Consider the following 21,243-nt stretch of genomic DNA (forward strand, 5'->3'; position numbering starts at 1 on the left):
ATTACATAAATCCTGCAAAACACGACAGAGCCGTGTTGTCTGGTTCAGGGATAACGTAACCAGCGTCAAATGCTTGCTGTTGACTATTACCGCGTGACAGGCAAGCACAGAATTTACTTTTTATATTTACTGCTCACCTTTAAAGCTTACGCTGCCATTTGTGTTGAGGGTTGTTTTTACCGGGTCTTTAATCTTTATGCGGAAATTTGTTTTAATATCTCCTTTTATAGTATTTCCGTTAGAAGTCCCTGTGATTGTCATTTTTTTGATGCTTATCGAGAAATCAGAGTCGTTTAGGCCTATTAAATAAAAATTTTTCATAATCCCATCTATAACTTCCTGCTTGTCTGTTTTGATTTTGAAAGTATTATTTCCCGTGTCTTCCCACTCACTCTTAATACCCAGGGCTTCTCCTGTAAATTCTCCGCTACGCGAAAGCGTCCATGTATCCTCTGCTATTTTAATCTTGTCCGCCTTAATGGTTACTTTGTAAACACCCGGCACAACTGCCCCAAATAAAGATGTTTGACACAGAGCCAAGCATAGTAACGGGATTAACGGTAAAACCCTAAAACAGCTTTTAAAACAACTCCCTCTCTTCTTTAACTTCATTCAACTCTCCTTATAAATAAAATATAGATGTCCTGTATGACAAAAAAATGAATAAACAATCGATAGCGTGGCGGGGAATAACAACCTGAAATGTATTTTGGAAAAGAAACAGAAATACCTTTCTTAAAAAAGAAATATTTTGCACTGTATATTAAAAATAAGCCTCTGCCAATACCCTATTTTGGGTGTATATAATGTACTCCAAAAACTGGACAGCACCGGACAGAACTTCTGGCTAAACATATCGTGGCGCCCACGTGGCGTGCAGTGTCGGACTTTGGCGGAACGACGCTTCGTCTTCAAAAACAATCAGCGCTTTTTCTTCAGCGGCTTTTTTTTTAATGTGGGGTAAGTGTACCGGGTCCACTTGTTACGAGCGACAGGATCGGCCTTTACTAATCGATAGGTTGGGCGCTGGAAAGAAATTCCAATCTGCTTCAAGAGCTTCCGCACATGCCCCGGATGATATTCGAGGCCAAACTCATTTTCGATTGTCTTTGCAATGATTACGGATGTCCATACCCCAGTATCATAGCCATAAGCAATGGGGCCGCTCTCAACAATATCAAGGAGCCTTTCTTTTTCATCCAGACTTAGTCCGGCTGGTCGCCCGCAGCGGTGTCCCTCTAATAAGCCGTCAATTCCGTATTGATTCCACGTGCGAATCCATGCTGGAACATTGGTGCGGTTTACTTTTAAAGTCTCCGCAACGTCTCCGGGTGGGCGGCCTTCCAGGTTAAGAATAACCGCATGCAATCGCGTTGCCATTCGATACGCAGAATCTTCCTGAGCTGATTTTTTCAACGCGACTAACTTCTTAATCGTTTGCCGATTCCCCTTTGCTTTCAAGGCTTGCATAAGGCCTCCGTTTTGTAATGTATTATTATTTATACGCACAAGAGGCCATAATGTAACCTTTTTTATTTCGTTGTCAATATTCATTTCCATACAAGCACCGTGAAATATGGCTTACGAAGAAATGATGTATATTTAATTATGCGCAGTTATATAGTGTAGTGTGCGTGACAAAAGGTTTGCTTCCTTATAACCCCACGCGCCCCTTTCCTGTAATGAAGCATAAATTGACCGGCTCCTAAATTTCGTTTCATGTGCACAGAATGGCAACTGGGAGCATTCTTGATTTTTTGTAACAGTTTAGATTTTTGAAAAATAAAAATGCTCGTTCCCAAGCTCCGCAGACTGGGTCAAATGGGCAATTTTATCCTATTTTACGACAGGCATTCTCCACTTTAATGGGAAAACAGCACTAAATAGGGTCGAAAACAGGCATAATGCGAAGAGTTGTCCCCACTTTTGAGACAATAAAGTTCATTTGACCCAGTCTGTCCGGCTTGGGAACGTAATTGCGTTGGAAGCTCTAGCTTCCATTTAGCCGGCAAGCGAAGCTTCGTGTATTATTCGATTCAAAAGAGGTTTCCAAATATCTTGGGTAACATACTGAAAAGCCTCCAAGCTGACATTATGGGTTCATTCCCTTTTCCATTCGAAGCGGGAGCTTCTCAAACAATCCCGTTCTCAAGCCGGAGCTTGGGAACGGGCGGTTTTTTTCATAGGACTAAAGTATTACAATTCTTTGTAAAAAAACAAAATGTGTGAAGATATACAAAAAATCGGGAATGCACCCATGGCAACTCCGTTTTTTTCTTTGTGTAATTTATATACCTTCTGATATTTTGAAAGGTGAAACAGTTGCCATTTTCAGAATACTAAACTGTTGCAAAAAATGTAATTGTAATAAGAATCCTTTGTCGGAAAATCATGTGAAGCAACGGGAATATTTTTGTGGATTAACCTTGCACAAAACGCTTTAATAATAATGCTCCACATAAAAATTTGACTACAAGTTTGTTTTTGGAAATTCCGGCAAGAACGATGTATGTGACACTGTAAGGGGTGAAGCATTTGAAATAGTCAAATACTGCTCAAGGATCCACATCCTTCGTCCCTGCTTTGTCAAAGCATAAATTGTTACAAGAGCCGTGACTGTTTCGACGGAGGAAAAAAAGTTATAACACACACCTTTAAAGAAATAGTATTCTCCATCATTAAGGAATCTATCGTATGGAACAAAATTTACAGAACCTGCTGAACCGAATACAAAAAGAAGGTATTGATAAAGCGGATAAAGAGGCAATGAGGATCATCTCAGACGCCAGAGAAAAAGCTGCCGGGATAGTAAAAGAAGCGGAAATGAAGGCAAAAGAAATGCTTGAAAAGGCGGAGCTTGACGCCAGGTTGTTTGCCGAGCATGGCGCCAAAACTATAGCACATGCGGGAAGAGATGTTCTAATAACCGTAGGCAAAGGCATTGATACCCTGTTTAGAGAAATAGCCTTTCATTCTGTAGGCGAGGCGCTTTCACCTGATACCCTTATTCAGATGATGATAAAGCTGGCGTCTGCATATGCAGAAAAGGGGTTTGCGGAAGGCAGGATCAATATGCTGCTTAGTCCGGAAGATCAAAAAACGGTGGTAAAATTGTTTATGGAAAAATACCGGGAACAGTTTCGGGAAGGAATAGAAATACATGTTGATGATAAAATAATCAAAGGATTTAAAGTGTCGATGAAATCTGACGCCGTATTTCACGATTTTACACAGGAAGCGATTGCTGATGCTATTTGTTATTTTCTAAAACCACACCTTGCCGGGATTATTCACCGCGTTGCAAATGACATTGCGAAGGAGGATTGAATGGCCTATTATTATCTGGTCGCAAGCCTTATTCCGCTTACTTTAGAGGGTGATGTTTCATTCACCCCCAGGGAATTCTTTGAGTCATGCAAAAATATGCTTGCTTCTCAGGACAGGAAGGATCTCGAATACGTTATAGACGGGCGGCCAGAATCCGCACGGCATGCATTTGTCAGGAAATGGCTTTACGCTGAAAATCAGTTGAAAAATGCCCTTGCTGCGGCTAGATCTGCAAGATTAAATATCGATTCACATCAGTTCCTGCGGGGAGATAAGAAGATTGACATAAATGCTGCGAAGATTGTTGCAGAGGCGCTCAGCAAACACAATCCCCTCGATAAAGAACGTGCTTTGGACAAATATCGATGGAAACTCCTTGATGATATGGCAAGGGCTGATTTTTTCGGCATGTCATCCATTTTTTCTTATGTGATTAAGCTGAAATTGATAATGAGGTGGAAATCATTGAATGATGAAAAGGGGCGTGAAGTGTTGGAAAAACTCATTGTGACTAATTCCGGGGAAATATGCTATGGGATGTAAATGCGGAAGCATTGAAAGTGCAAATTGCCACTGCGGAAGAATTGTAGGCATAAACGGCAATATGATAACCGTAGAATTTTATGGAATGTTAAGGCAGAATGAACTGGCTTACATTATGCTGGAAGATGTACGTCTGAAGGCGGAGGTTATACGGATAAGGGGCCGTTATGCCGACGTGCAGATACTGGAAGATCCGAGATGGTTGAAAGTAGGGGGGCATGTTGATTTTTCAGGAGAACTACTGGCGGCAGAGCTGGGACCCGGTTTGCTTACACAAATTTTTGACGGTCTTCAAAATCCTCTTCCTGAACTTGCAAGAGAGTGCGGTTTCTTTTTAAAACGTGGGGTATACATGGACGCCATTCCGAGGGATAAGGAATGGAAATTTACACCTGTCGTAAAAAAAGGAGATGTGCTAAGAGCCGGCGACTCCATTGGCACTGTGCCTGAAGGGATTTTTTCTCACCGCATCATGGTGCCTTTTTCGCTCCGCGGCAGATATTGCGTTGAATGGGTCGCGGGGCATGGCTCATACCGGGTGGATGAGACAATAGCGGAGCTAAAGGATAGTAAAGGAGCGCTCGTAAAGGTGACTATGGTTCAGAAGTGGCCGGTTAAAGTACCCCTGAAATGTTACAGTGAACGGCTGATGCCTACGGAAACCCTTATGACAAAGATCAGAATTCTTGACACGTTTTTTCCGGCGGCAAAGGGGGGGACGTTTTGTGTTCCAGGTCCTTTTGGCGCGGGCAAGACGGTGTTGCAGCAGCTTATAAGCAGAAATGCGGATGCTGATATTGTTGTTGTCGCCGCATGCGGAGAAAGGGCTGGGGAAGTGGTGGAAACGCTTCGTGAATTTCCGCGGATTACCGACCCACGAACAGGAAAAAGTCTTATGGAACGAACGGTGATTATTTGCAACACCAGTTCAATGCCTGTGGCAGCCCGCGAGGCTTCTGTATATACTGGGGTGACGCTGGCGGAATATTACCGGCAGATGGGATTGCACGTATTGCTGCTGGCGGATTCCACATCACGGTGGGCGCAGGCGCTTCGGGAAGTATCGGGGCGTATGGAAGAAATACCGGGCGATGAAGCATACCCCGCCTATCTTGAGTCTGTTATTGCCGCATTTTATGAACGCGCGGCGATAGTGAGACTGCATGACGGATCTGTGGGGTCTGTTACCATAGGCGGCACTGTCAGCCCCGCCGGCGGAAATTTTGACGAGCCGGTTACGCAGGCAACTCTCAAAGTAGTCGGTGCATTTCATGGGTTGTCAAAAGAACGTTCAGATGCGAGAAGATACCCCTCCATTCATCCCCTTGAAAGCTGGAGCAAGTACAATGGTATTGTTCAGGCGGAATACCTGCTGTTGGCGCTAAAAATCCTCAGAGACGGCAATGATATTGCACAGATGATGAAGGTGGTGGGCGAAGAAGGCACGTCTATTGATGACTTTATCACTTACCTGAAAAGCGAGTACCTTGACGCTGCCTACATGCAGCAAAATGCGTTTCATGTCGTGGACGTGGCATCTTCGGGCGAAAGGCAAAAATATACATTTGGCAAGATGGTAAAAATACTTGGCGCGAAAATGTCGTTTGCCGGCAAAGATGCAGCGAGGGCTTTTTTCCATACGCTGACACAAAAAACAAGAGATTGGAATTATACCGCCATGGAGTCTGATGAATTTCAGGCGATCGAAACGGAATTGGACAAAATGCTCGGGGGGGAAAGTGCGCAGGATATACAATAAAATTGAACAAATTGTCGGGAACGTTATCACTGTTATTGCCGAAGACGTTTCCTATGGAGAACTGGCAAAAATAACAACAGCGGAAGGTAGTTCCATTGCCCAGGTTATCAGGCTTGAAGGTGACAGGGTGTCACTGCAAGTCCTTGCGGGAACTAGGGGAATGTCCACAAACGCCGAGATTAATTTTCTGGGACATTCGATGAAAACGCCGTTTTCTAAATTCCTGCTCGGACGTATCTTTACCGGAAGTGGAGAACCGCGCGATAAGGGACCGGCAATTACTGAAAATCTGATTGATATCGGCGGGCCTTCGGTAAACCCTGTTAAACGTATAATTCCTGAAAATATGATACAAACAGGAATCCCAATGATTGACGTATTTAATACCCTTGTGGAATCACAAAAACTCCCGATATTTTCCATTGCCGGAGAACCATACAATCCCCTGCTGGCGAGGATTGCGCTGCAGGCAAAAGTGGATATCATCATACTTGGCGGAATGGGGCTTAAATATGATGATTATCTTTTTTTCAGAGATATTCTGGAGAAAAGCGGCGCTATAACAAGGTCGATACTTTTTATTCACACGGCGGCTGATCCCACGGTTGAGTGTATTCTTGTGCCGGATTTGTGCCTTGCGGTTGCAGAACAGTTTGCCTTGCAGGGGAAACGGGTGCTGGTCTTACTGACTGACATGACAAATTTTGCCGATTCTATTAAAGAAATCGCAAATACGATGGAACAGATACCTTCAAACCGGGGCTACCCAGGCGACCTGTACAGTCAGCTTGCATCGCGATACGAGAAGGCGGTCAATTTCGAGGGCGCAGGGTCTATCACCATCCTTGCCGTGACGACAATGCCGGGCGACGATGTTACGCATCCGATACCGGACAATACCGGCTACATTACCGAAGGGCAGTTTTATCTGAAGAACGGAAGGATAGAGCCTTTTGGTTCGCTGAGCCGCCTCAAACAACATGTTAATAACAAAACACGCGAAGACCATCGCGCCATTATGGACTCCATGATACAGATATATGCCAGGTATAAAGAAAGTATCGAAAAACAGTCCATGGGATTCCGGATGAGCGCATGGGACAACAAGTTGTTGAAATATGGCGAACGTTTTGAACGCGAAATGATGGATTTGAATGTCAATATCCCTTTGGAACAAGCCCTTAACCTTGGGTGGCAAATACTTGCAGATTGCTTTCAGCCTGCTGAAACGGGTATTACAACAAGGTTGATTGAAAAATTCTGGCCGGCTGCCGCACGCATTGGTGCTTCATAATATTATCGTAACTTCTCAATAAACTGAGATTAACAACCCCTTTACCCCTTATATTATGTGGGATACTGTACAGCCGGCAATAGGCAAAATTACAGATTGTTGATTGAGGACGGGTGCATTCTCGATTTTTTGTATATCTTCACACATTTTGTTTTTTTACAAAGAATTGTAATACTTTAGTCCTATGAAAAAAACCGCTCGTTCCCAAGCTCCGGCTTGGGAACGGGTTTGTTTGAGAAGCTCCAGCTTCGAATGGAAAAGGGAATGAACCCATGATGTTAGTTTGGAGGCTTTTCAGTATGTTATCCAAGATATTTGGAAACCTCTTTTGAATCGAATAATACACGAAGCTTCGCTTGCCGGCTAAATGGAAGCTAGAGCTTCCAACGCAATTACGTTCCCAAGCCGGAGCTTGGGAACGAGCATTTTTGTTTTTCAAAAATCTAAACTGTTACAAAAAATCAGGAATGCTCCCTTTCCTATTGAGTACTGAGTACTGAGGACAAATGTTTTATTCCTGTTATATAACAAGGTACACGTGAATATCTTTTTGAAAAGCCAAACTAATACAAATTGTTACAGACTAACAATAAATAATTATGTCGAAGGTTAAATTTACAAAAAATGAACTCAAAGCCCAGCGTGACGCCTTACGTCGTTATAAACGTTATCTCCCTACACTGGAGCTGAAGAAAATGCAGCTTCAGATTGAAGTCAGGAAGATAGATCATCTTATAGCGGAACAGAAAAAAGAGGAGAAACGTATATGGGATGATGACCTTGACGCATGGATATGTTTGTTTGCAGAAGATATTGATATCGGCTTTTATATCAGAGTTAAGGAAGTGAAATGCAGCATTGGCAATATTGCCGGGGTTAGTATTCCGGTATTTGACAAAGTGGAATACGAGCGCAACCCTGTAGATTTTTATGCCACTCCCCCATGGGTTGACGATGGGATTGATGTGCTGGAGCGTTTGATAAAACTTCGTATAGAGATGAATATTTATGAACGGCAAAAGGAACTACTGTCGGATGAGCTTCGCGTGACCTCGCAGCGTGTGAATCTGTTTGAAAAGGTGAAAATCCCTGAATGTATAGAAAATATAAGAAAAATCAGAATTTATCTTGCGGACGAACAAACAGCGGCCGTGGTTAGGGCAAAAATGGCGAAACGCAAATTTCAGAATGTAAGGACGGGTGCATGATAACACCAATGAAGAAGATTACACTCTTATGCCTGAAGGATGACCAGGAAATGGTGCTGAATGCATTATATGAATTGGGTGTATTGCACGTCACTCATATGAAACAGCCTGTTTGTCGTGAACTGAAAAAGGAAAAGGAATATTACGGGAGGCTGCAGAGGGCGATCGGCATGATACCTTTGAATACAGAGGATAGACCGTCCGGCGATGCGGCACAAAGTACGCTTGAAAAAGTTGAGAAACTTGTTCAACGCCGTAAAGAACAGGAAGAGGTATGTGAAAAATTGAACTACGAAAAACAACGGGTGCAGCCCTATGGGAATTTTGACCCTGCGCTTGTTGCTTCACTGACAAAAGAGGGAATAAACATTCGTCTTTTTCGTTCCCCCTCTCACCAGCCTGTTATAGCGCCAGAGGATACATTCTTATTCATTGTTAATAAAGATAAGAATTTTGTTTATTTTGTAATTGCCGGAGATGGTGATTTCCGGTGCGATTATGAAGAATTTCATGTCACCGGGAAATCTCTGGCAGAAGTAGAGGCGGCTCTTATTAACGCCGAAGAAGAGTTGAAATCAATTACCAGGGAATTTGAGCGATTGGGAGGCGAATGGCATGTAATGAACGAAGCTCTTCTGATGACGAAAGAAAAGATACACCTTTTGGAAGTAAAGGCAGGCATGGGAAGCGCGGAAGATATTGTCTATCTTCAGGGGTTTTGTCCCGCAGACAAGGTGGCGGAAATCCTGAAAGCTCCTGCGCTGCAAGGCTGTGGTTCCGTTATTGCCGATCCGTCAGCGGAGGATGACGTGCCTACCCTTATACGGAATCCAAAGTGGGTGGAGCCTGTCAGGACAATATTCGACATGATTAATATACTGCCAGGTTATAGGGAAAAGGATATAAGCGGCGTCTTTCTGATCTTTATCAGTGTATTTTCCGCGCTATTGATAGGCGACGCCGGATACGGCGCCCTTTTTCTGGTTATAACCATTGTAGCAAGAAGGATTTTTTCTAAAGCGCCGCCTGCCCCGTTTTTCCTGTTGGGTATTCTCAGCGTATGCACGATAGTATGGGGGATTCTGACGGGAAATTATTTTGGCGCAAGCAATATTCCCGCCTCATTAAAAATGTTGCATATAGAGTGGCTTAATAATGAAAAGAATATAATGCACCTCTGTTTTATGATTGGAGCTATCCACCTGACAGTTGCGCATGCATGGAATGCAATGAGAATAATGAATAGTCCGAGGGCTATTGCACAGATTGGATGGATAGGTATGACATGGTTGATGTATATCACTGCACGCACAATGATCCTTGATACAGCGTTTCCCGCGTGGGGTTACTATTTGCTGTTTGCCTCATTAGGTTGCGTGGTTCTCTTTACCACTTCTCCAAAAAAAATAAAAAAAGACTGGCCTGACCTTATGATGTTTCCTCTTAATGTAATCAGTAACTTCGTTGATGTTATCTCTTACATCCGTCTTTTTGCCGTTGGCAGCGCTTCGCTCGCCGTAGCAATGAGTTTTAACGAAATGGCATTGGGAAAGGGAATCAGCAGCGTTTTTGCAGGATTCATCGCGGCATTGATTCTTTTCCTGGGACACGGGCTTAATGTTGCACTTATGGCGCTGGGCATCCTGGTGCATGGCGTGCGGTTGAATACGTTAGAATTTTCCGGCCATGTGGGAGTGCAATGGAAAGGTATTCCCTATACCCCGTTTTCAAGAAAACAAAGAAGATAAAATCATGGAGCTTTTATAAACAGACAAGAAAGGAGTGCTTATGGCAATGGATTCGAATACAGTTATTTCTATTGGTAGATTGGGTGCGATGGTGGCGCTTGTTATGGCGGCGATAGGGTCATGCCTTGGGACGGGAGCGGCAGGGGCAGCAGCTATCGGTGGATGGAAAAAGTGCTATGCCCAGAATAAGTCTGCTCCGTTTATGCTGGTTGCATTTGTGGGGGCGCCATTATCCCAGACTATTTACGGCATGATTTTGATGGGAAATATAATGAAGGCCGCTGTCACAGGTGCGGCATTTCCAGTCTTGCTGGGGGCTGGGTTTCTGGGAGGTTTTGCAATGGGGCTTTCTGCATGGATGCAGGGGCGTGCAGGTGCAGGGGCATCCGACGCACTGGCGGAGACAGGGCAGGGATTCGGTAACTATCTTATGGCCCTCGGGGTCATTGAGACAGTTGCCTTGTTTGTTCTGGTTTTTATAGGTAAAACGCTTGTTTAAGTAGTCAGAAGAGAAACTATGGAAGAATCACAGTAAATCCAAAGATACTTGGTGGAAAGCCAATCATTAAAGGAACAAGGATTACGGTAGAGTTTATCCTTGATCTATATAACTGCGCAATATTAAACAGACATTATGGACTGCAGAACTGCGCCACTAAAGGGATGATCAACTCTGGATTATTTTGCATGGTATCGAAAGTGTGAGTTAGTGCGGCGCAGAGGTCGGTTTCTGTTTCATGATACCGATTATGAGTTGCTTGTTTGCGTGTATATTTCCAGAGCTTTTCCTGCGCGTTAAAGTCTGGAGAATAAGGTGGCAAATTAAACACTTCCGTGTATTTCCGGTTTTTAGAGAACCATTCGTACGTGGTGGGATGCTTGTGGTATGACGCATTATCCTGGATAAAGTAAATGCGGTGGCCTCGCCTGAAAAAAAACTTTGTCATATCCTCCAGGAACTCAACGTAGGTTTCATGATTGAATTGGGCTTCCCTGCGGCGGAATAAAGATTGTCCGGTAAGCACAGCAACCGCCCCGAATATTTTCTGGGTATTGCGTTGCCCACCGGACAAAACTTCTGGCTGAACATGTCGTGGCGCCCACGTGGCATGGAGTGTGGGACTTTGGCGGAACGACGCTTCGTCTTCAAAAACAATCAGCGCTTTTTCTTCAGCGGCTTTTTTTTAATGTGGGGTAAGTGTACCGGGTCCACTTGTTACGAGCGACAGGATCGGCCTTTACTAATCGATAGGTTGGGCGCTGGAAAGAAATTCCAATCTGCTTCAAGAGCTTCCGCACATGTCCCGGATGATATTCGAGGCCAAACTCATTTTCGATTGTCTTTGCAATGATTACGGATGTCCACACCCCAGTATCATAGCCATAAGCGATGGGGCCGCTCTCAATAATATCAAGGAGTCTTTCTTTTTCATCCAGACTTAGTCCGGCTGGTCGCCCGCAGCGGTGTCCCTGTAATAAGCCGTCAATTCCGTATTGATTCCACGCGCGAATCCATGCTGGAACATTGGTGCGGTTTACTTTTAAAATCTCCGCAACGTCTCCGGGTGGGCGGCCTTCCAGGTTAAGAATAACCGCATGCAATCGCGTTGCCATTCGATACGCAGAATCTTCCTGAGCTGATTTTTTCAACGCGACTAACTTCTTAATCGTTTGCCGATTCCCCTTTGCTTTCAAGGCTTGCATAAGGCCTCCGTTTTGTAATGTATTATTATTTATACGCACAAGAGGCCATAATGTAACCCTTTTTTATTTCGTTGTCAATATTCATTTCCATGCAAGCACCGTGAAATATGGCTTACGAAGAAATGATGTCTGTTTAATTATGCGCAGTTATATATTAGCATCCGATGTGTCCGAAGAAGAAATATTGAAGGATTATCCCCATTTAACCGTTGAGGATATTCACGCCTGCTTATGCTATGCAGCCCGGTCTTGTAAAAATGAAATTTACCTGGAGTTGGAAACTAACCAATGAAATTCTGTGAAATAAGGATTCTCACAGATGAAAATATTTCCCCAAAGGTACTTCCTTTTTTAAGAGAGCGAGGCATTGACGTAATCGATACAAAAGAGCAGAGCTGGCATGGCAAGTATGTTACGATAAGGGGTGCATTCCCGATTTTTTGTAAAAAGCTTATTAATTTATGGTAACATTTCAGTCTTTTGAAAAACGTATTACCTATAAGCTCCGTAGGAGCAGCCTGTTTGTAGCAAAATAGGATATTATAACAGATCGTAGAGACAGGTTTGAAACCTGTCTCTACAATTAGGAGCGACCTGTCTCTTGTAAATCCATATTAAACAGGTTTGCCTGAATACGGACAGGCCGCTCCTATGGAGCTATTTATCCTATTGAATTTTATTGCGCTACAAACAGACCGCCCCTAACGGGGCTACATGGTATTTTTTCTATCCCATGAATTTTTCAAAAATCTAAACTGTTACAAAGTGTTACAAATTCTGTTGTTATTCCAAAAGTTGTATGACTGCGTTTTTATCGGATACGGGTTTTTTACAGGAATAATTCTCGCACATATAGACGGTTGACCGGCCTTCTATGGGAATTAGTTCTTTTGTATAAGGTGCTATTTCCTCAATAAATATGCCGTTTGAGGGGTGAAGAAGCAATACTTTGTTTGGTAAAAAACGGCTTCTTATTTCCCTGAGAATATCTTTTGTATCATTCCCTTCACGTTCTCCCGCAACGATAATTTCTTTTGTGGGACCTAATGCAAAGTCAAGGGCGCACATGAATTGTGTATATCCGGAAGGATACTGGAGGATGGTGCCGGAAAATGTCTTTATAAGATTATCCGCTAACGCTTCATAAGAAGGGTTTCCGGTAATCCTTCCTAATCGCAATAGATTGAGCAATGCGATAGAATTTCCCGAGGGAGTAGCGCCATCATAAATATCTTTAGTTTGTGTGAAGAGTTTTTCGTTTGACTTGCCGCTTAAGAAAAACCCGCCTTCATTTTCATCTAAAAAGTTTTTGATCATTTCTTCATTAATCTGTAAAGCTGCCTGAAGATATTTTTCCTGAAAAGTCGCTTCATAAAGGTCGATTAACCCGTTCACGAAAAATGCGTAATCGTCAAGAAACCCCGCTATTGCGGATTCTCCCTGGCAATAACGCCGGAGTAATATCTTGTTTTCCTGCAATAGCGTATTCAGTATAAAGTCGGCGGCGCACATTGCGACGTTTGTGTATTTTGGTTCATCCATAGCCTGTGCGCCCCTGGATAAGGCGGAAATCATAAGACCATTCCATGAGGTGATAATCTTCGTGTCTTTATGGGGCTTAATACGTTTTTCCCGTATTGAAAGTAGTTTTTTGCGGCTATTGGCAAGCCGTTTTTCAAGGGCATCCGGCGACATATTTTCCAGTTTAGCTGCAATATGCAGTGGTTTGTCTGCGTGCAATATATTTTTATCTTCAAAATTGCCAATGTCCGACACGTCATAAAAATCACAAAAGATGTTTCCATCCTTTTCCCCGAGGGCTTCTTTGATTTCTTCCGGTTTCCATACGTAAAATTTCCCCTCAATGCCCTCGCTGTCGGCATCTTCTGCGGAATAAAAACCGCCTTCGGGCGACGTCATGTCGCGTAATACATAATCAAAAATATCCTTTGCTATTGCTGAATAAAGATCTTTTTTGGTCGCCTGATAGGTTTCGATATACGAAATGGCAAGTAATGCCTGGTCATACAGCATTTTTTCGAAATGAGGCGTTAACCAGTATTCATCGGTGGAATACCTGTGAAACCCGCCGCCTAAATGGTCATGGATGCCGCCTCTTGCCATTAATTCAAGAGACTTCTCAACCATTTCCAGGGCGAATGCGTTGTTGCTGCGTTTCCACCACCTGAGGAGAAATGTGAAATTATGTGGTGTGGGGAATTTTGGTGATGTTCCGAAACCGCCGTACAGAGAATCAAAACGGTCACTCAATTGTTCATAGGCTGTTTTTAGTGTCCGGACGTCGGGTTTTTCTTCGCCTTTTGAAGCTGTTTCGGTATCTATGAGCTTTGTTACCTGCAAGCTGGAAGCAATGATGCTTTCCTTGTTTGTATTCCATAAATTGGCAATTTGCGTCAGTAGAGCGATTAAACCCGGATTGCCTAAACGTTCGGTTTTTGGGAAATATGTGCCCGCGTAAAAAGGTTTCCCCTCAGAGGTAAGAAAGAGCGTGAGAGGCCAGCCGCCGCTACCGGTCATCGCCTGGCAAACGGTCATATAAACGTTATCAATATCGGGGCGTTCTTCTCTATCCACCTTTATTGCAACGTAATATTCGTTTAATATTTTGGCTACCTCTTCGTCCTCAAAAGATTCGGTCTCCATTACGTGACACCAGTGGCAGGTAGAATATCCAATAGAAAGAAAAATTACTTTACTTTCCGCTTTCGCCTTTTCAAAGGCTTCTTTGCCCCATGGATACCAATCCACAGGATTGTAAGCATGTTGTTGCAGGTAAGGGCTTTTCTCATGTATAAGATGGTTTGGTTTATTTGTTTTCATTTTCAGTAATTGGTAGTTGTCGAATATGAATACGGTAGTCAGTATCAGCTGAAACGAGTATTCGATTTTCTTTAGTAGCTCGCCGAAGGATAGTAACGTCATCGGCAAATGATAATCCATATTCACGTACAATGGATAGTATCATACCCTGCATTGCGGAGTCCATCGGCAAGTAAAGGCGAAAGGGCATTTTCGATCAGAAAATTCATTTTGTTAGTACCAAAGGAATTTCGCGCTCTCTCACGGGTGCATTCCCGATTTTTTGTATATCTTCACACATTTTGTTTTTTTACAAAGAATTGTAATACTTTAGTCCTATGAAAAAAACCGCTCGTTCCCAAGCTCCGGCTTGGGAACGGGATTGTTTGAGAAGCTCCAGCTTCGAATGGAAAAGGGAATGAACCCATGATGTCAGCTTGGAGGCTTTTCAGTATGTTACCCAAGATATTTAGAAACATCTTTTGAATCGAATAATACACGAAGCTTCGCTTGCCGGCTAAATGGAAGCTAGAGCTTCCAACGCAATTACGTTCCCAAGCCGGAGCTTGGGAACGAGCATTTTTGTTTTCCAAAAATCTAAACTGTTACAAAAAATCAGGAATGCTCCCCTCTCTCACTGCTTCAGAGGCATACCGCAATGATTCCTTAATATCCTCATGTTCCAGGTCTGGAAAAAGCCTTTAATATTTCTTCTTCAGACATACCATCAGCAACCATACCAACAATTGTTGCAACAGGTATACGAAGCCCCCGAATACAAGGAATGCCGCCCATCTGGTTTGGATTAATAGTAATGCGGGTAAATTTCATTTATTAACCTCCCATAATGATTGTAGTAAAAAATCTCGTCTGATCTTCATTGTAAACATAAACTGCATAAATATACATTGTTTTCTCATTTTTGTTATTTGAAAAAATTACTTATTAAAATGGCAACAATATTGTTATACTTTTTCTCCACAACTCCTTTTGGTGTAAAGATCGTCATAATTATTATTTAGAGATAAGGTTACGGTAATAATGGATAGTGAATATCTTGTCGTTTTTGCGATTGAAAAACAGCGATTTGCGGTAAGGCATACAGCGTTGGAGCGGATCATTCGTGCTGTTGCAATTACCCCGTTGCCTGCTGTCCCTGAGATTATTTCAGAGGTGATTAATGTGCAGGGAAAGATACTGCCGATAATAAATATAAGAAAGAGATTGCGCTTAAAAGAAAAGGAACCACAGTTCACAGATTAAAAAAATAGTAGGAACACAGAGCACTGTGCCCCTACAATTGACCAATGACTAAAACAATGAACGATCGAGAGACAATTCTTAAAGAAAGGGCGAAAATACTCGCGCGGGAGCCGGAAATCCGGCAGAGGGAAATACACTATGTATCCATAGTTGAATTTCTTATTGATCAGGACAGATATGGCATCCCGGCAGACTGTGTTTGTGAAGTGTATTTACTGAAAGGAATTACAACAATCCCTGGAGTGCCTGAATATGTAGTGGGAATTATTAATGTCCGAGGACAGATATTTTCTGTTATTGACATAAAGGCATTATTTAACATTCCAAAGGGAAAGGGTATCTCCCATTTAAACGAAGTAATAATTATTCATAATGAAACCATGGAGTTTGGCATTGTTGTCGATTCAATTGCGGGAATAAGGCACTGTAAATAAATAAAGGTATCAAGTAGATCAATTTCATGCTCTGGAAACATGCAATCAAGGCTTCAAAGTGAGACGTTAATTTATTTACAGCGCCTAACCTCCATTCCTTCTCACAAGATAACACCGGCGCCACTGACGATGACGGAATTTGTCCGAAAATACATAAAGGAATTACGAATAACCATTTAATTCTATTGGATGCGGAACAATTGTTGACAGACAATTCAATAGTTATAAATGACGAAAGTATAGCAACCATGAGGTAATGATTATTATGACAAATGAATATATTCCGGTAGCTTTAAACACAATACAGCCTAATACCTGTGCCGGATGCAATCTTTACATAAAAACTCACACAGACGAAGGTATCCGTTACGTACTGTATTGCAACAGTGAGAGCGCCCTTTATGAGCATAATATAAAAGAACTTCAGTATAATCAGATAAACTATCTTTTTATAAAACAATGTGAAGAGACGTTATATTTGAGGCATAGGGAGTCCCATTTAAAACTGATAATTCATGACCCTTCTCTTGACACGAAAACTAAATCGGAAATGGTTTATAATGTGGCAAAATCCATTATGTTTGACATATTTAACGACCCGCGTGCCGGAGATAATGTTGAAAGGTCAAAAAACTGGGTATCAGGCACAGTAGAATATGTGCTGAACAACAAAGACGCCACTTCAACCATGTTAAACATGGTATCGTATGATTATTATACCTATACTCATTGCGTTGACGTCTCTGTACTTGGTCTTTTATTTGCAAAATATTTAAGGCTTAATGAGAAAGAAATGAATGATTTTGGCACAGGATTGTTGCTTCATGATATAGGAAAGACACGGATTAACCTTGATATACTGAACAAAAATGGAAAACTGAGCGAGGTTGAGTACATTGAGATAAAGAAACATGTGGAATTTGGACATGAAATATTAAAGGGTTTGGGTGGTCTTCGGGAAGAATCGTTCTTTCCTATTTTGCAGCATCATGAAAAGCTTAATGGACAGGGTTATCCAATGGGTTTGAGGGGTGGCGAGATCCATGATTATGGAAAAATTGCAATGATAATAGATGTTTACGATGCGTTAACAACCAAAAGGCCGTATTCGGATGCGAGAAAACCATTCCCTGCGTTACAAATGATGAAAGAGCATATGAAGGGCCATTTTGACGAGGTATATTTTAGAAGCTTTGTCGCTTTTCTCGGGAGCAGGGGTGGGTAGTGCAATATGCCCCTTGGTGGACAAGCTGGAACCAAACAAGCACTAAATAAAAAATACGAAATTCGAAGTACGAAATACGAAACAAATCCGAATGACAAAGCATAAAACATACAACAATATGAAGCGCGAAATACGAAAGAGGAACCAGTAGAGTAGAAACAGACGACGAGAACTTAGGCAGAAGTTTGTTTTCTCTGTTTGCTGGCTGGTTTCCCGCCAGTGCCACCATATCTCCGCCATATACTTATCATCGTTCGACCGAGCTCACGACGAAGTCTGCCCCCTCTTCAAACCGTGCATGCGATTTTCCCGCACACGGCTTTCCGACAGTCTTCTTCTTATGCTTTCACAGGTTGTCTGGCAGGAACATATTTTGTCGGGTCTATTAGTCCATATCTATTTACTAATTCCTTAAACGCTCCCCGATTATAGAGCTTGCTCCTGCGCTGACTTTTCCTCTTATAATATCTCGGCAATCTCCTGTATCTGCATTCATGAAGGGTGAAATTGACATGGGTACTCTTGCACTTTGGACAAAAGCATGGCTTCTGTTTTGTCGCAATAAGCTTTTCATGTTCCAATGGGGAAGTTGGGGTGTATGATTGCAGCCCTTTGCTTAATTTCGGGGTATTTACTGAGTTGAAAAACAAAATTTATTTTAAACAGGTAAGGGCGGCGAATGAAGTTGTAGTATGGCCGCATGAGCAGGACATATGCCCAGACACTTTATACTTAGATTCTATAAAAATTAAAAAAATGCCAAACAAATCACTACAACGGACTGGCACAAAAAGCCGTACCAGTCGCTGAACTTTTATGTTGGTAGTGGAAAGTTTTTCTAACATCCCACACATTAATTTTTTCTGAATCTTCAACAGAACTGGCAAATGATTTTTTTATTTAATCAGGGGTGATTTTGACTTATATTAGGGCAAATAGAGTGATTACTAAATTTATTATGGAAGGATTATCATATGAACCGGTTTGTTACAGATACCAGAATTATCAAAGGGCATTTGGAGTTAAGCAATATCCCTTTTAGTGGTGATTTGGATGTAAAAGTGATAGTTATTCCAAAGGTCAAGTTAGAAAGGATGTCTTTTGAGAAAGTTCAACAGCTTACAAAATCTATAAAAGGAAATCTTTCTGATGACGTAATTGGAGAGAGAAAAGTCAGATGAATCTGTTTATTGATGCCAGCGCTCTTGTGAAGCTATATCATAAAGAAGATGGGAGTGAACAATTAACCGATTTCCTTAAGCAAAATGAAGATGACCTGGTGATTACAATTTCTGAACTGTCGAGAATAGAATTCCATTCTGCATTTCTGAAGCGAGTAAGAATGAAGGAAATTGATTTATCAACAGTTCAGCAAGCTTTTAAAGAGTTTGAAAATGATCTTACAATGATAAACGTTCTGGAAACAACATCAGAGGTAAAGAAGTTTGCGATTTCCTTACTGGATAACATTGCTCCGGCCAAAAATTTCCGAACCTTAGATGCGCTCCAATTAGCAACTGCCCTTACTGGTAACCAATTTTATCGTGTCTCTTATTTTATAGCCGCTGATCAAAGACTATTAAAAGTAGCGGCGGAATATTTTAACACCTTCAATCCGGTTGAGTTTAAGGAAGCAGATAATACGGAAAGTCAGTTTACAGAACCGGCAAAGAAGTTTTGGGATTCTATTCCGGAAAATATAAGGGAGGAATTGCTTGAGAATGTATGGTGCAGTAATTGTTCAGAGGTTACCACCGTCATAAATTTTAAAGGAACCATTGAAAGTGGTGATTTAATCCTTCGCGGCGAGTGTCGAAAGTGTAGTTATAAAGTTGCCAGATTAATAGAAGCGAATGAAAGTAAATGAGTTTGTTATAATAAAGTTCGTAGGTCAGGGTCAGGCATCACTGCTAACAGGCTGTTGGAATCGATGAAACCCGTTTTGGCAACAGATGAGAGTTCGGATCTTCCTCAGAAATTTTGTAGTTTTGTTTACAATGTGCCCGCTGTGGGTTTCACGGCTCAACAGCAGCGTTATAACGTGAATATATATTAATCCCAAGACCTTATAATTCATAATTACGTTATTTATAAAATAACACATTTCCTATAAATTAAAATGGTATGCCGTACAATCCAAAAAATGTGTACAAGGTATTTAAAAAGAGCTTGGAATGTGCCGGAATAGATGATTTCAGATTTCATGACCTGAGACATTGTTTTGCGTCATGGAACAGGCAGGCAGGAGTTGGTATATACACCATTGCTGAACTAATGGGATACAAGAACACAACGATGACGATGCGTTATGCTCATATTACTCCGGTACATCTTACAAAGGCTATTGGGTTGTTGGAAAAAAGCTATCATGAATCCAGCACGAATTTAGCACTCTCTCTCAGGGATGTTGTTCATCAGTGAGCATAGCTTATTATGTTGATGAGGGTTGTAAGCGTACATTAAAACTATGGTTCCAAATTTGTAACCAGAACCCCACGTTTTATACTTTCAATCCAGCCTTCTATTGGCAAAACAACAGGCAAATAAATTCCAAATTCCAAACGGAAATTTTGTGATTTGCGCATTGTAATTTTACCGCAGTACATGTCCCCATTATCCGCATAAACTCATGGGTTCAGGCTTCGTTGTGAGCTCAGCCGAACCGGTTGCAAACCCGAACCCACCGGGGTAGTTATTTTGCCATTAATTAACAGATACCATTCAAGTCATAAGTCATTGTGAATATTGGCTGGGGAACAGGGATTCGAACCCCGACAAAGTGATCCAGAGTCACTTGTGCTACCGTTACACTATTCCCCAGTGCGTTGGATGGGTATTTTGAGGAAATGAAAAGACAGTGGCAGGAATACACTGTCTTTAGCTAAAACGTCTTAATCACTCATACGGCAAATTACAAGTAGAGATATTACATAATCTTTAATGATGTGTCAAGCGCATTGATTCATAAAATGAAAACAGCCTTGTTGGATTTACGATTTTAAATCGTACCTCGTAAATCGTACTTCGTAACAGCCCAATTTCCGACAGGCAGTGCCTACCCTACATGTGAAATAAAAATGTCGCTGTAGTGTTATCAGGGTTTTTTCCCCACATGGATAGTCACAATCCCCAATGTCCTGGCATAGATTTTCACGTCAACAAGGCCGCATGCTTCCATCTGTACCTTTAGTCCGTATCTGTCCGGAAAATTCAGCACAGACGATGGTAAATAAGCATAGGCGTTGCACGTGCTTTTTGAGATGATTTTACCAATAAAAGGGAGTATCTTTTTGAAATAAAGATAATACATTTCCCGGAAAAAGGTGTTTGTTGGTTGTGAAAATTCAAGGATGACTACCCGCCCGCCCGGAGCGGTTATCCTTGCCATTTCACTGATTCCCGCTTTTAAATCGGAAACGTTTCTTATCCCGAATGCCACGGAGGATACCTGGAAGTAGTTGTCATGGAAAGGAAGGTGGAGGGTGTCCGCACATAAGATATTTATTTTATCTGATACATGTTTCTTTTTTAATTTTCTGTTTGCTATCTCAAGCATTTCTCGGCAAAAATCGCTTCCTGTCACCTTGCCGCGGTCATTCAGTTTTAAAGAATATTCGATTGCAAGGTCGCCGGTTCCGGTGCATACATCCAAAATTTGTGCGTCCGGCGTAACGTTGCTGACTCTAACGGCAAACTTCCGCCAACTCTTGTCGAAATTAAAACTTAATATCGTATTCAAAAGATCATAAACACCGGCGATGGAGCCAAACATACGCTGGATGTGTTCGCTTTTTTTGGTAAGTAATTCAGATTGAGAGACCATAGATTATGATAATTTAAAGGAACCACAGATTTCACAGACTTCGTCGTGAGCTCAGTCGAACGATTACACAGATTAAAAACAGGTTGGCACGGATA

24 protein-coding genes, 1 tRNA gene and 1 pseudogene are annotated in these 21,243 nt (G+C 42.0%); 17 read left to right on the forward strand and 9 right to left on the reverse strand.

Annotated elements, in window-relative coordinates:
• Positions 1–126 precede the first annotated feature (126 nt).
• Both KSMBR1_RS17595 and KSMBR1_RS17600 read right to left on the reverse strand, forming a co-directional pair.
• Complete coding sequence (locus KSMBR1_RS17595) at positions 127–612, reverse strand: hypothetical protein (protein WP_099326498.1); 486 nt, start codon at positions 610–612, stop codon at positions 127–129.
• A gap of 309 nt (positions 613–921) precedes the next feature.
• The gene (locus tag KSMBR1_RS17600) at positions 922–1,470 is read right to left on the reverse strand and encodes a helix-turn-helix domain-containing protein (protein ID WP_169702782.1); all 549 of its coding nucleotides are present in this window, start codon (positions 1,468–1,470) and stop codon (positions 922–924) included.
• Positions 1,471–2,694: 1,224 nt separating this feature from the next.
• On the opposite strand from KSMBR1_RS17600, the gene KSMBR1_RS17605 reads away from it, so the two are divergent.
• The 8 genes from KSMBR1_RS17605 (at position 2,695) to KSMBR1_RS23665 (ending at position 10,584) form a co-directional block, all read left to right on the forward strand.
• The gene (locus KSMBR1_RS17605; protein WP_099326500.1) at positions 2,695–3,327 is read left to right on the forward strand and encodes a hypothetical protein; all 633 of its coding nucleotides are present in this window, start codon (positions 2,695–2,697) and stop codon (positions 3,325–3,327) included.
• Complete coding sequence (locus KSMBR1_RS17610; protein ID WP_099326501.1) at positions 3,328–3,870, forward strand: DUF2764 family protein; 543 nt, start codon at positions 3,328–3,330, stop codon at positions 3,868–3,870.
• Entirely contained in the window at positions 3,860–5,629 is a 1,770-nt protein-coding gene (locus KSMBR1_RS17615; RefSeq protein WP_099326502.1) for a V-type ATP synthase subunit A, read from the forward strand. Before KSMBR1_RS17610 ends, KSMBR1_RS17615 begins: the two co-directional genes overlap by 11 nt.
• Positions 5,610–6,923, forward strand: a complete 1,314-nt coding sequence (locus tag KSMBR1_RS17620; protein WP_099326503.1) for a V-type ATP synthase subunit B — start codon at positions 5,610–5,612, stop codon at positions 6,921–6,923. The genes KSMBR1_RS17615 and KSMBR1_RS17620 overlap by 20 nt, the downstream gene beginning before the upstream one ends.
• 599 nt (positions 6,924–7,522) lie before the next feature.
• Positions 7,523–8,131, forward strand: a complete 609-nt coding sequence (locus KSMBR1_RS17625; RefSeq protein ID WP_099326504.1) for a V-type ATP synthase subunit D — start codon at positions 7,523–7,525, stop codon at positions 8,129–8,131.
• Positions 8,128–9,879 carry a V-type ATP synthase subunit I gene (locus KSMBR1_RS17630; protein ID WP_099326505.1) on the forward strand — a complete coding sequence of 584 codons (1,752 nt, stop codon included), beginning with the start codon at positions 8,128–8,130 and terminating at the stop codon, positions 9,877–9,879. Before KSMBR1_RS17625 ends, KSMBR1_RS17630 begins: the two co-directional genes overlap by 4 nt.
• Before the next feature lie 46 nt (positions 9,880–9,925).
• Positions 9,926–10,378, forward strand: coding sequence for a hypothetical protein (locus tag KSMBR1_RS17635; RefSeq protein WP_197705245.1), 453 nt, complete (start codon positions 9,926–9,928; stop codon positions 10,376–10,378).
• Positions 10,379–10,404: 26 nt separating this feature from the next.
• Positions 10,405–10,584 (forward strand): DUF433 domain-containing protein, encoded by a 180-nt coding sequence (locus KSMBR1_RS23665; protein ID WP_099327110.1) that lies wholly within the window; start codon positions 10,405–10,407, stop codon positions 10,582–10,584.
• Here KSMBR1_RS23665 and KSMBR1_RS17645 read toward each other — a convergent pair.
• Positions 10,512–11,039 (reverse strand): IS630 family transposase, encoded by a 528-nt coding sequence (locus tag KSMBR1_RS17645; RefSeq protein WP_099326506.1) that lies wholly within the window; start codon positions 11,037–11,039, stop codon positions 10,512–10,514. The two genes, KSMBR1_RS23665 and KSMBR1_RS17645, sit on opposite strands and share 73 nt — an antisense overlap.
• 10 nt (positions 11,040–11,049) lie before the next feature.
• Entirely contained in the window at positions 11,050–11,583 is a 534-nt protein-coding gene (locus KSMBR1_RS17650) for a helix-turn-helix domain-containing protein (protein ID WP_099326507.1), read from the reverse strand.
• A gap of 139 nt (positions 11,584–11,722) precedes the next feature.
• Between KSMBR1_RS17650 and KSMBR1_RS17655 the strand changes: the two genes are divergently transcribed.
• Complete coding sequence (locus KSMBR1_RS17655; RefSeq protein WP_099326508.1) at positions 11,723–11,875, forward strand: DUF433 domain-containing protein; 153 nt, start codon at positions 11,723–11,725, stop codon at positions 11,873–11,875.
• On the forward strand, positions 11,872–12,051 hold the full coding sequence (locus KSMBR1_RS17660; protein WP_099326509.1) for a hypothetical protein: 180 nt from the start codon (positions 11,872–11,874) through the stop codon (positions 12,049–12,051). The genes KSMBR1_RS17655 and KSMBR1_RS17660 overlap by 4 nt, the downstream gene beginning before the upstream one ends.
• Positions 12,052–12,366: 315 nt before the next feature.
• Here the strand turns inward: KSMBR1_RS17660 and KSMBR1_RS17665 are convergent, their stop codons facing one another.
• From KSMBR1_RS17665 to KSMBR1_RS17675, 3 genes and pseudogenes are all read right to left on the reverse strand, one after another.
• Positions 12,367–14,424, reverse strand: a complete 2,058-nt coding sequence (locus KSMBR1_RS17665; RefSeq protein WP_172953496.1) for a thioredoxin domain-containing protein — start codon at positions 14,422–14,424, stop codon at positions 12,367–12,369.
• Positions 14,411–14,614, reverse strand: a complete 204-nt coding sequence (locus KSMBR1_RS23670; RefSeq protein WP_420886532.1) for a DUF5615 family PIN-like protein — start codon at positions 14,612–14,614, stop codon at positions 14,411–14,413. Before KSMBR1_RS23670 ends, KSMBR1_RS17665 begins: the two co-directional genes overlap by 14 nt.
• 394 nt (positions 14,615–15,008) lie before the next feature.
• A pseudogene (locus KSMBR1_RS17675) lies at positions 15,009–15,234 on the reverse strand (DUF433 domain-containing protein).
• 210 nt (positions 15,235–15,444) lie between these two features.
• Here KSMBR1_RS17675 and KSMBR1_RS17680 point away from each other — a divergent pair.
• The 7 genes from KSMBR1_RS17680 (at position 15,445) to KSMBR1_RS17710 (ending at position 19,746) form a co-directional block, all read left to right on the forward strand.
• Positions 15,445–15,666 carry a chemotaxis protein CheW gene (locus tag KSMBR1_RS17680; RefSeq protein WP_099326511.1) on the forward strand — a complete coding sequence of 74 codons (222 nt, stop codon included), beginning with the start codon at positions 15,445–15,447 and terminating at the stop codon, positions 15,664–15,666.
• Between the two features lie 44 nt (positions 15,667–15,710).
• Positions 15,711–16,100 (forward strand): chemotaxis protein CheW, encoded by a 390-nt coding sequence (locus KSMBR1_RS17685; RefSeq protein WP_099326512.1) that lies wholly within the window; start codon positions 15,711–15,713, stop codon positions 16,098–16,100.
• A gap of 256 nt (positions 16,101–16,356) precedes the next feature.
• Positions 16,357–17,325, forward strand: coding sequence for an HD-GYP domain-containing protein (locus tag KSMBR1_RS17690; protein ID WP_099326513.1), 969 nt, complete (start codon positions 16,357–16,359; stop codon positions 17,323–17,325).
• A gap of 501 nt (positions 17,326–17,826) precedes the next feature.
• Positions 17,827–18,135 (forward strand): DUF2442 domain-containing protein, encoded by a 309-nt coding sequence (locus KSMBR1_RS23675; protein ID WP_419470263.1) that lies wholly within the window; start codon positions 17,827–17,829, stop codon positions 18,133–18,135.
• A gap of 164 nt (positions 18,136–18,299) precedes the next feature.
• On the forward strand, positions 18,300–18,506 hold the full coding sequence (locus KSMBR1_RS17700) for a hypothetical protein (protein ID WP_099326514.1): 207 nt from the start codon (positions 18,300–18,302) through the stop codon (positions 18,504–18,506).
• Positions 18,503–19,192 (forward strand): type II toxin-antitoxin system VapC family toxin, encoded by a 690-nt coding sequence (locus tag KSMBR1_RS17705; protein WP_099326515.1) that lies wholly within the window; start codon positions 18,503–18,505, stop codon positions 19,190–19,192. The genes KSMBR1_RS17700 and KSMBR1_RS17705 overlap by 4 nt, the downstream gene beginning before the upstream one ends.
• Positions 19,193–19,449: 257 nt before the next feature.
• Positions 19,450–19,746 carry a site-specific integrase gene (locus KSMBR1_RS17710; RefSeq protein ID WP_099326516.1) on the forward strand — a complete coding sequence of 99 codons (297 nt, stop codon included), beginning with the start codon at positions 19,450–19,452 and terminating at the stop codon, positions 19,744–19,746.
• Positions 19,747–20,071: 325 nt separating this feature from the next.
• Here KSMBR1_RS17710 and KSMBR1_RS17715 read toward each other — a convergent pair.
• Together KSMBR1_RS17715 and ubiE are read right to left on the reverse strand one after the other, a co-directional pair.
• A tRNA-Gln gene (locus KSMBR1_RS17715) sits at positions 20,072–20,145 on the reverse strand.
• A 274-nt stretch (positions 20,146–20,419) separates the two neighbouring features.
• Positions 20,420–21,148 carry a bifunctional demethylmenaquinone methyltransferase/2-methoxy-6-polyprenyl-1,4-benzoquinol methylase UbiE gene (ubiE, locus tag KSMBR1_RS17720; protein WP_099326517.1) on the reverse strand — a complete coding sequence of 243 codons (729 nt, stop codon included), beginning with the start codon at positions 21,146–21,148 and terminating at the stop codon, positions 20,420–20,422.
• Positions 21,149–21,243: the final 95 nt, after the last annotated feature.

Source organism: Candidatus Kuenenia stuttgartiensis, from assembly GCF_900232105.1.
Lineage (GTDB): Bacteria > Planctomycetota > Brocadiia > Brocadiales > Brocadiaceae > Kuenenia > Kuenenia stuttgartiensis_A.

What these genes read in the sequence shown, in the direction of transcription:
- KSMBR1_RS17615 (WP_099326502.1), top strand. Translation starts at nt 3,860, where the DNA reads ATGGGATGTAAATGCGGAAGCATTGAAAGTGCAAATTGCCACTGCGGA.
- KSMBR1_RS17605 (WP_099326500.1), top strand. Translation starts at nt 2,695, where the DNA reads ATGGAACAAAATTTACAGAACCTGCTGAACCGAATACAAAAAGAAGGT.
- KSMBR1_RS17655 (WP_099326508.1), top strand. Translation starts at nt 11,723, where the DNA reads ATGCGCAGTTATATATTAGCATCCGATGTGTCCGAAGAAGAAATATTG.
- KSMBR1_RS17635 (WP_197705245.1), top strand. Translation starts at nt 9,926, where the DNA reads ATGGATTCGAATACAGTTATTTCTATTGGTAGATTGGGTGCGATGGTG.
- KSMBR1_RS17610 (WP_099326501.1), top strand. Translation starts at nt 3,328, where the DNA reads ATGGCCTATTATTATCTGGTCGCAAGCCTTATTCCGCTTACTTTAGAG.
- ubiE (WP_099326517.1), bottom strand. Translation starts at nt 21,148, where the DNA reads ATGGTCTCTCAATCTGAATTACTTACCAAAAAAAGCGAACACATCCAG.
- KSMBR1_RS17625 (WP_099326504.1), top strand. Translation starts at nt 7,523, where the DNA reads ATGTCGAAGGTTAAATTTACAAAAAATGAACTCAAAGCCCAGCGTGAC.
- KSMBR1_RS17660 (WP_099326509.1), top strand. Translation starts at nt 11,872, where the DNA reads ATGAAATTCTGTGAAATAAGGATTCTCACAGATGAAAATATTTCCCCA.
- KSMBR1_RS23670 (WP_420886532.1), bottom strand. Translation starts at nt 14,614, where the DNA reads ATGCCCTTTCGCCTTTACTTGCCGATGGACTCCGCAATGCAGGGTATG.
- KSMBR1_RS17705 (WP_099326515.1), top strand. Translation starts at nt 18,503, where the DNA reads ATGAATCTGTTTATTGATGCCAGCGCTCTTGTGAAGCTATATCATAAA.
- KSMBR1_RS17710 (WP_099326516.1), top strand. Translation starts at nt 19,450, where the DNA reads ATGCCGTACAATCCAAAAAATGTGTACAAGGTATTTAAAAAGAGCTTG.
- KSMBR1_RS17685 (WP_099326512.1), top strand. Translation starts at nt 15,711, where the DNA reads ATGACTAAAACAATGAACGATCGAGAGACAATTCTTAAAGAAAGGGCG.
- KSMBR1_RS17630 (WP_099326505.1), top strand. Translation starts at nt 8,128, where the DNA reads ATGATAACACCAATGAAGAAGATTACACTCTTATGCCTGAAGGATGAC.
- KSMBR1_RS17665 (WP_172953496.1), bottom strand. Translation starts at nt 14,424, where the DNA reads ATGAAAACAAATAAACCAAACCATCTTATACATGAGAAAAGCCCTTAC.
- KSMBR1_RS17650 (WP_099326507.1), bottom strand. Translation starts at nt 11,583, where the DNA reads ATGCAAGCCTTGAAAGCAAAGGGGAATCGGCAAACGATTAAGAAGTTA.
- KSMBR1_RS17595 (WP_099326498.1), bottom strand. Translation starts at nt 612, where the DNA reads ATGAAGTTAAAGAAGAGAGGGAGTTGTTTTAAAAGCTGTTTTAGGGTT.
- KSMBR1_RS17690 (WP_099326513.1), top strand. Translation starts at nt 16,357, where the DNA reads ATGATTATTATGACAAATGAATATATTCCGGTAGCTTTAAACACAATA.
- KSMBR1_RS17700 (WP_099326514.1), top strand. Translation starts at nt 18,300, where the DNA reads ATGAACCGGTTTGTTACAGATACCAGAATTATCAAAGGGCATTTGGAG.
- KSMBR1_RS17680 (WP_099326511.1), top strand. Translation starts at nt 15,445, where the DNA reads ATGGATAGTGAATATCTTGTCGTTTTTGCGATTGAAAAACAGCGATTT.
- KSMBR1_RS17600 (WP_169702782.1), bottom strand. Translation starts at nt 1,470, where the DNA reads ATGCAAGCCTTGAAAGCAAAGGGGAATCGGCAAACGATTAAGAAGTTA.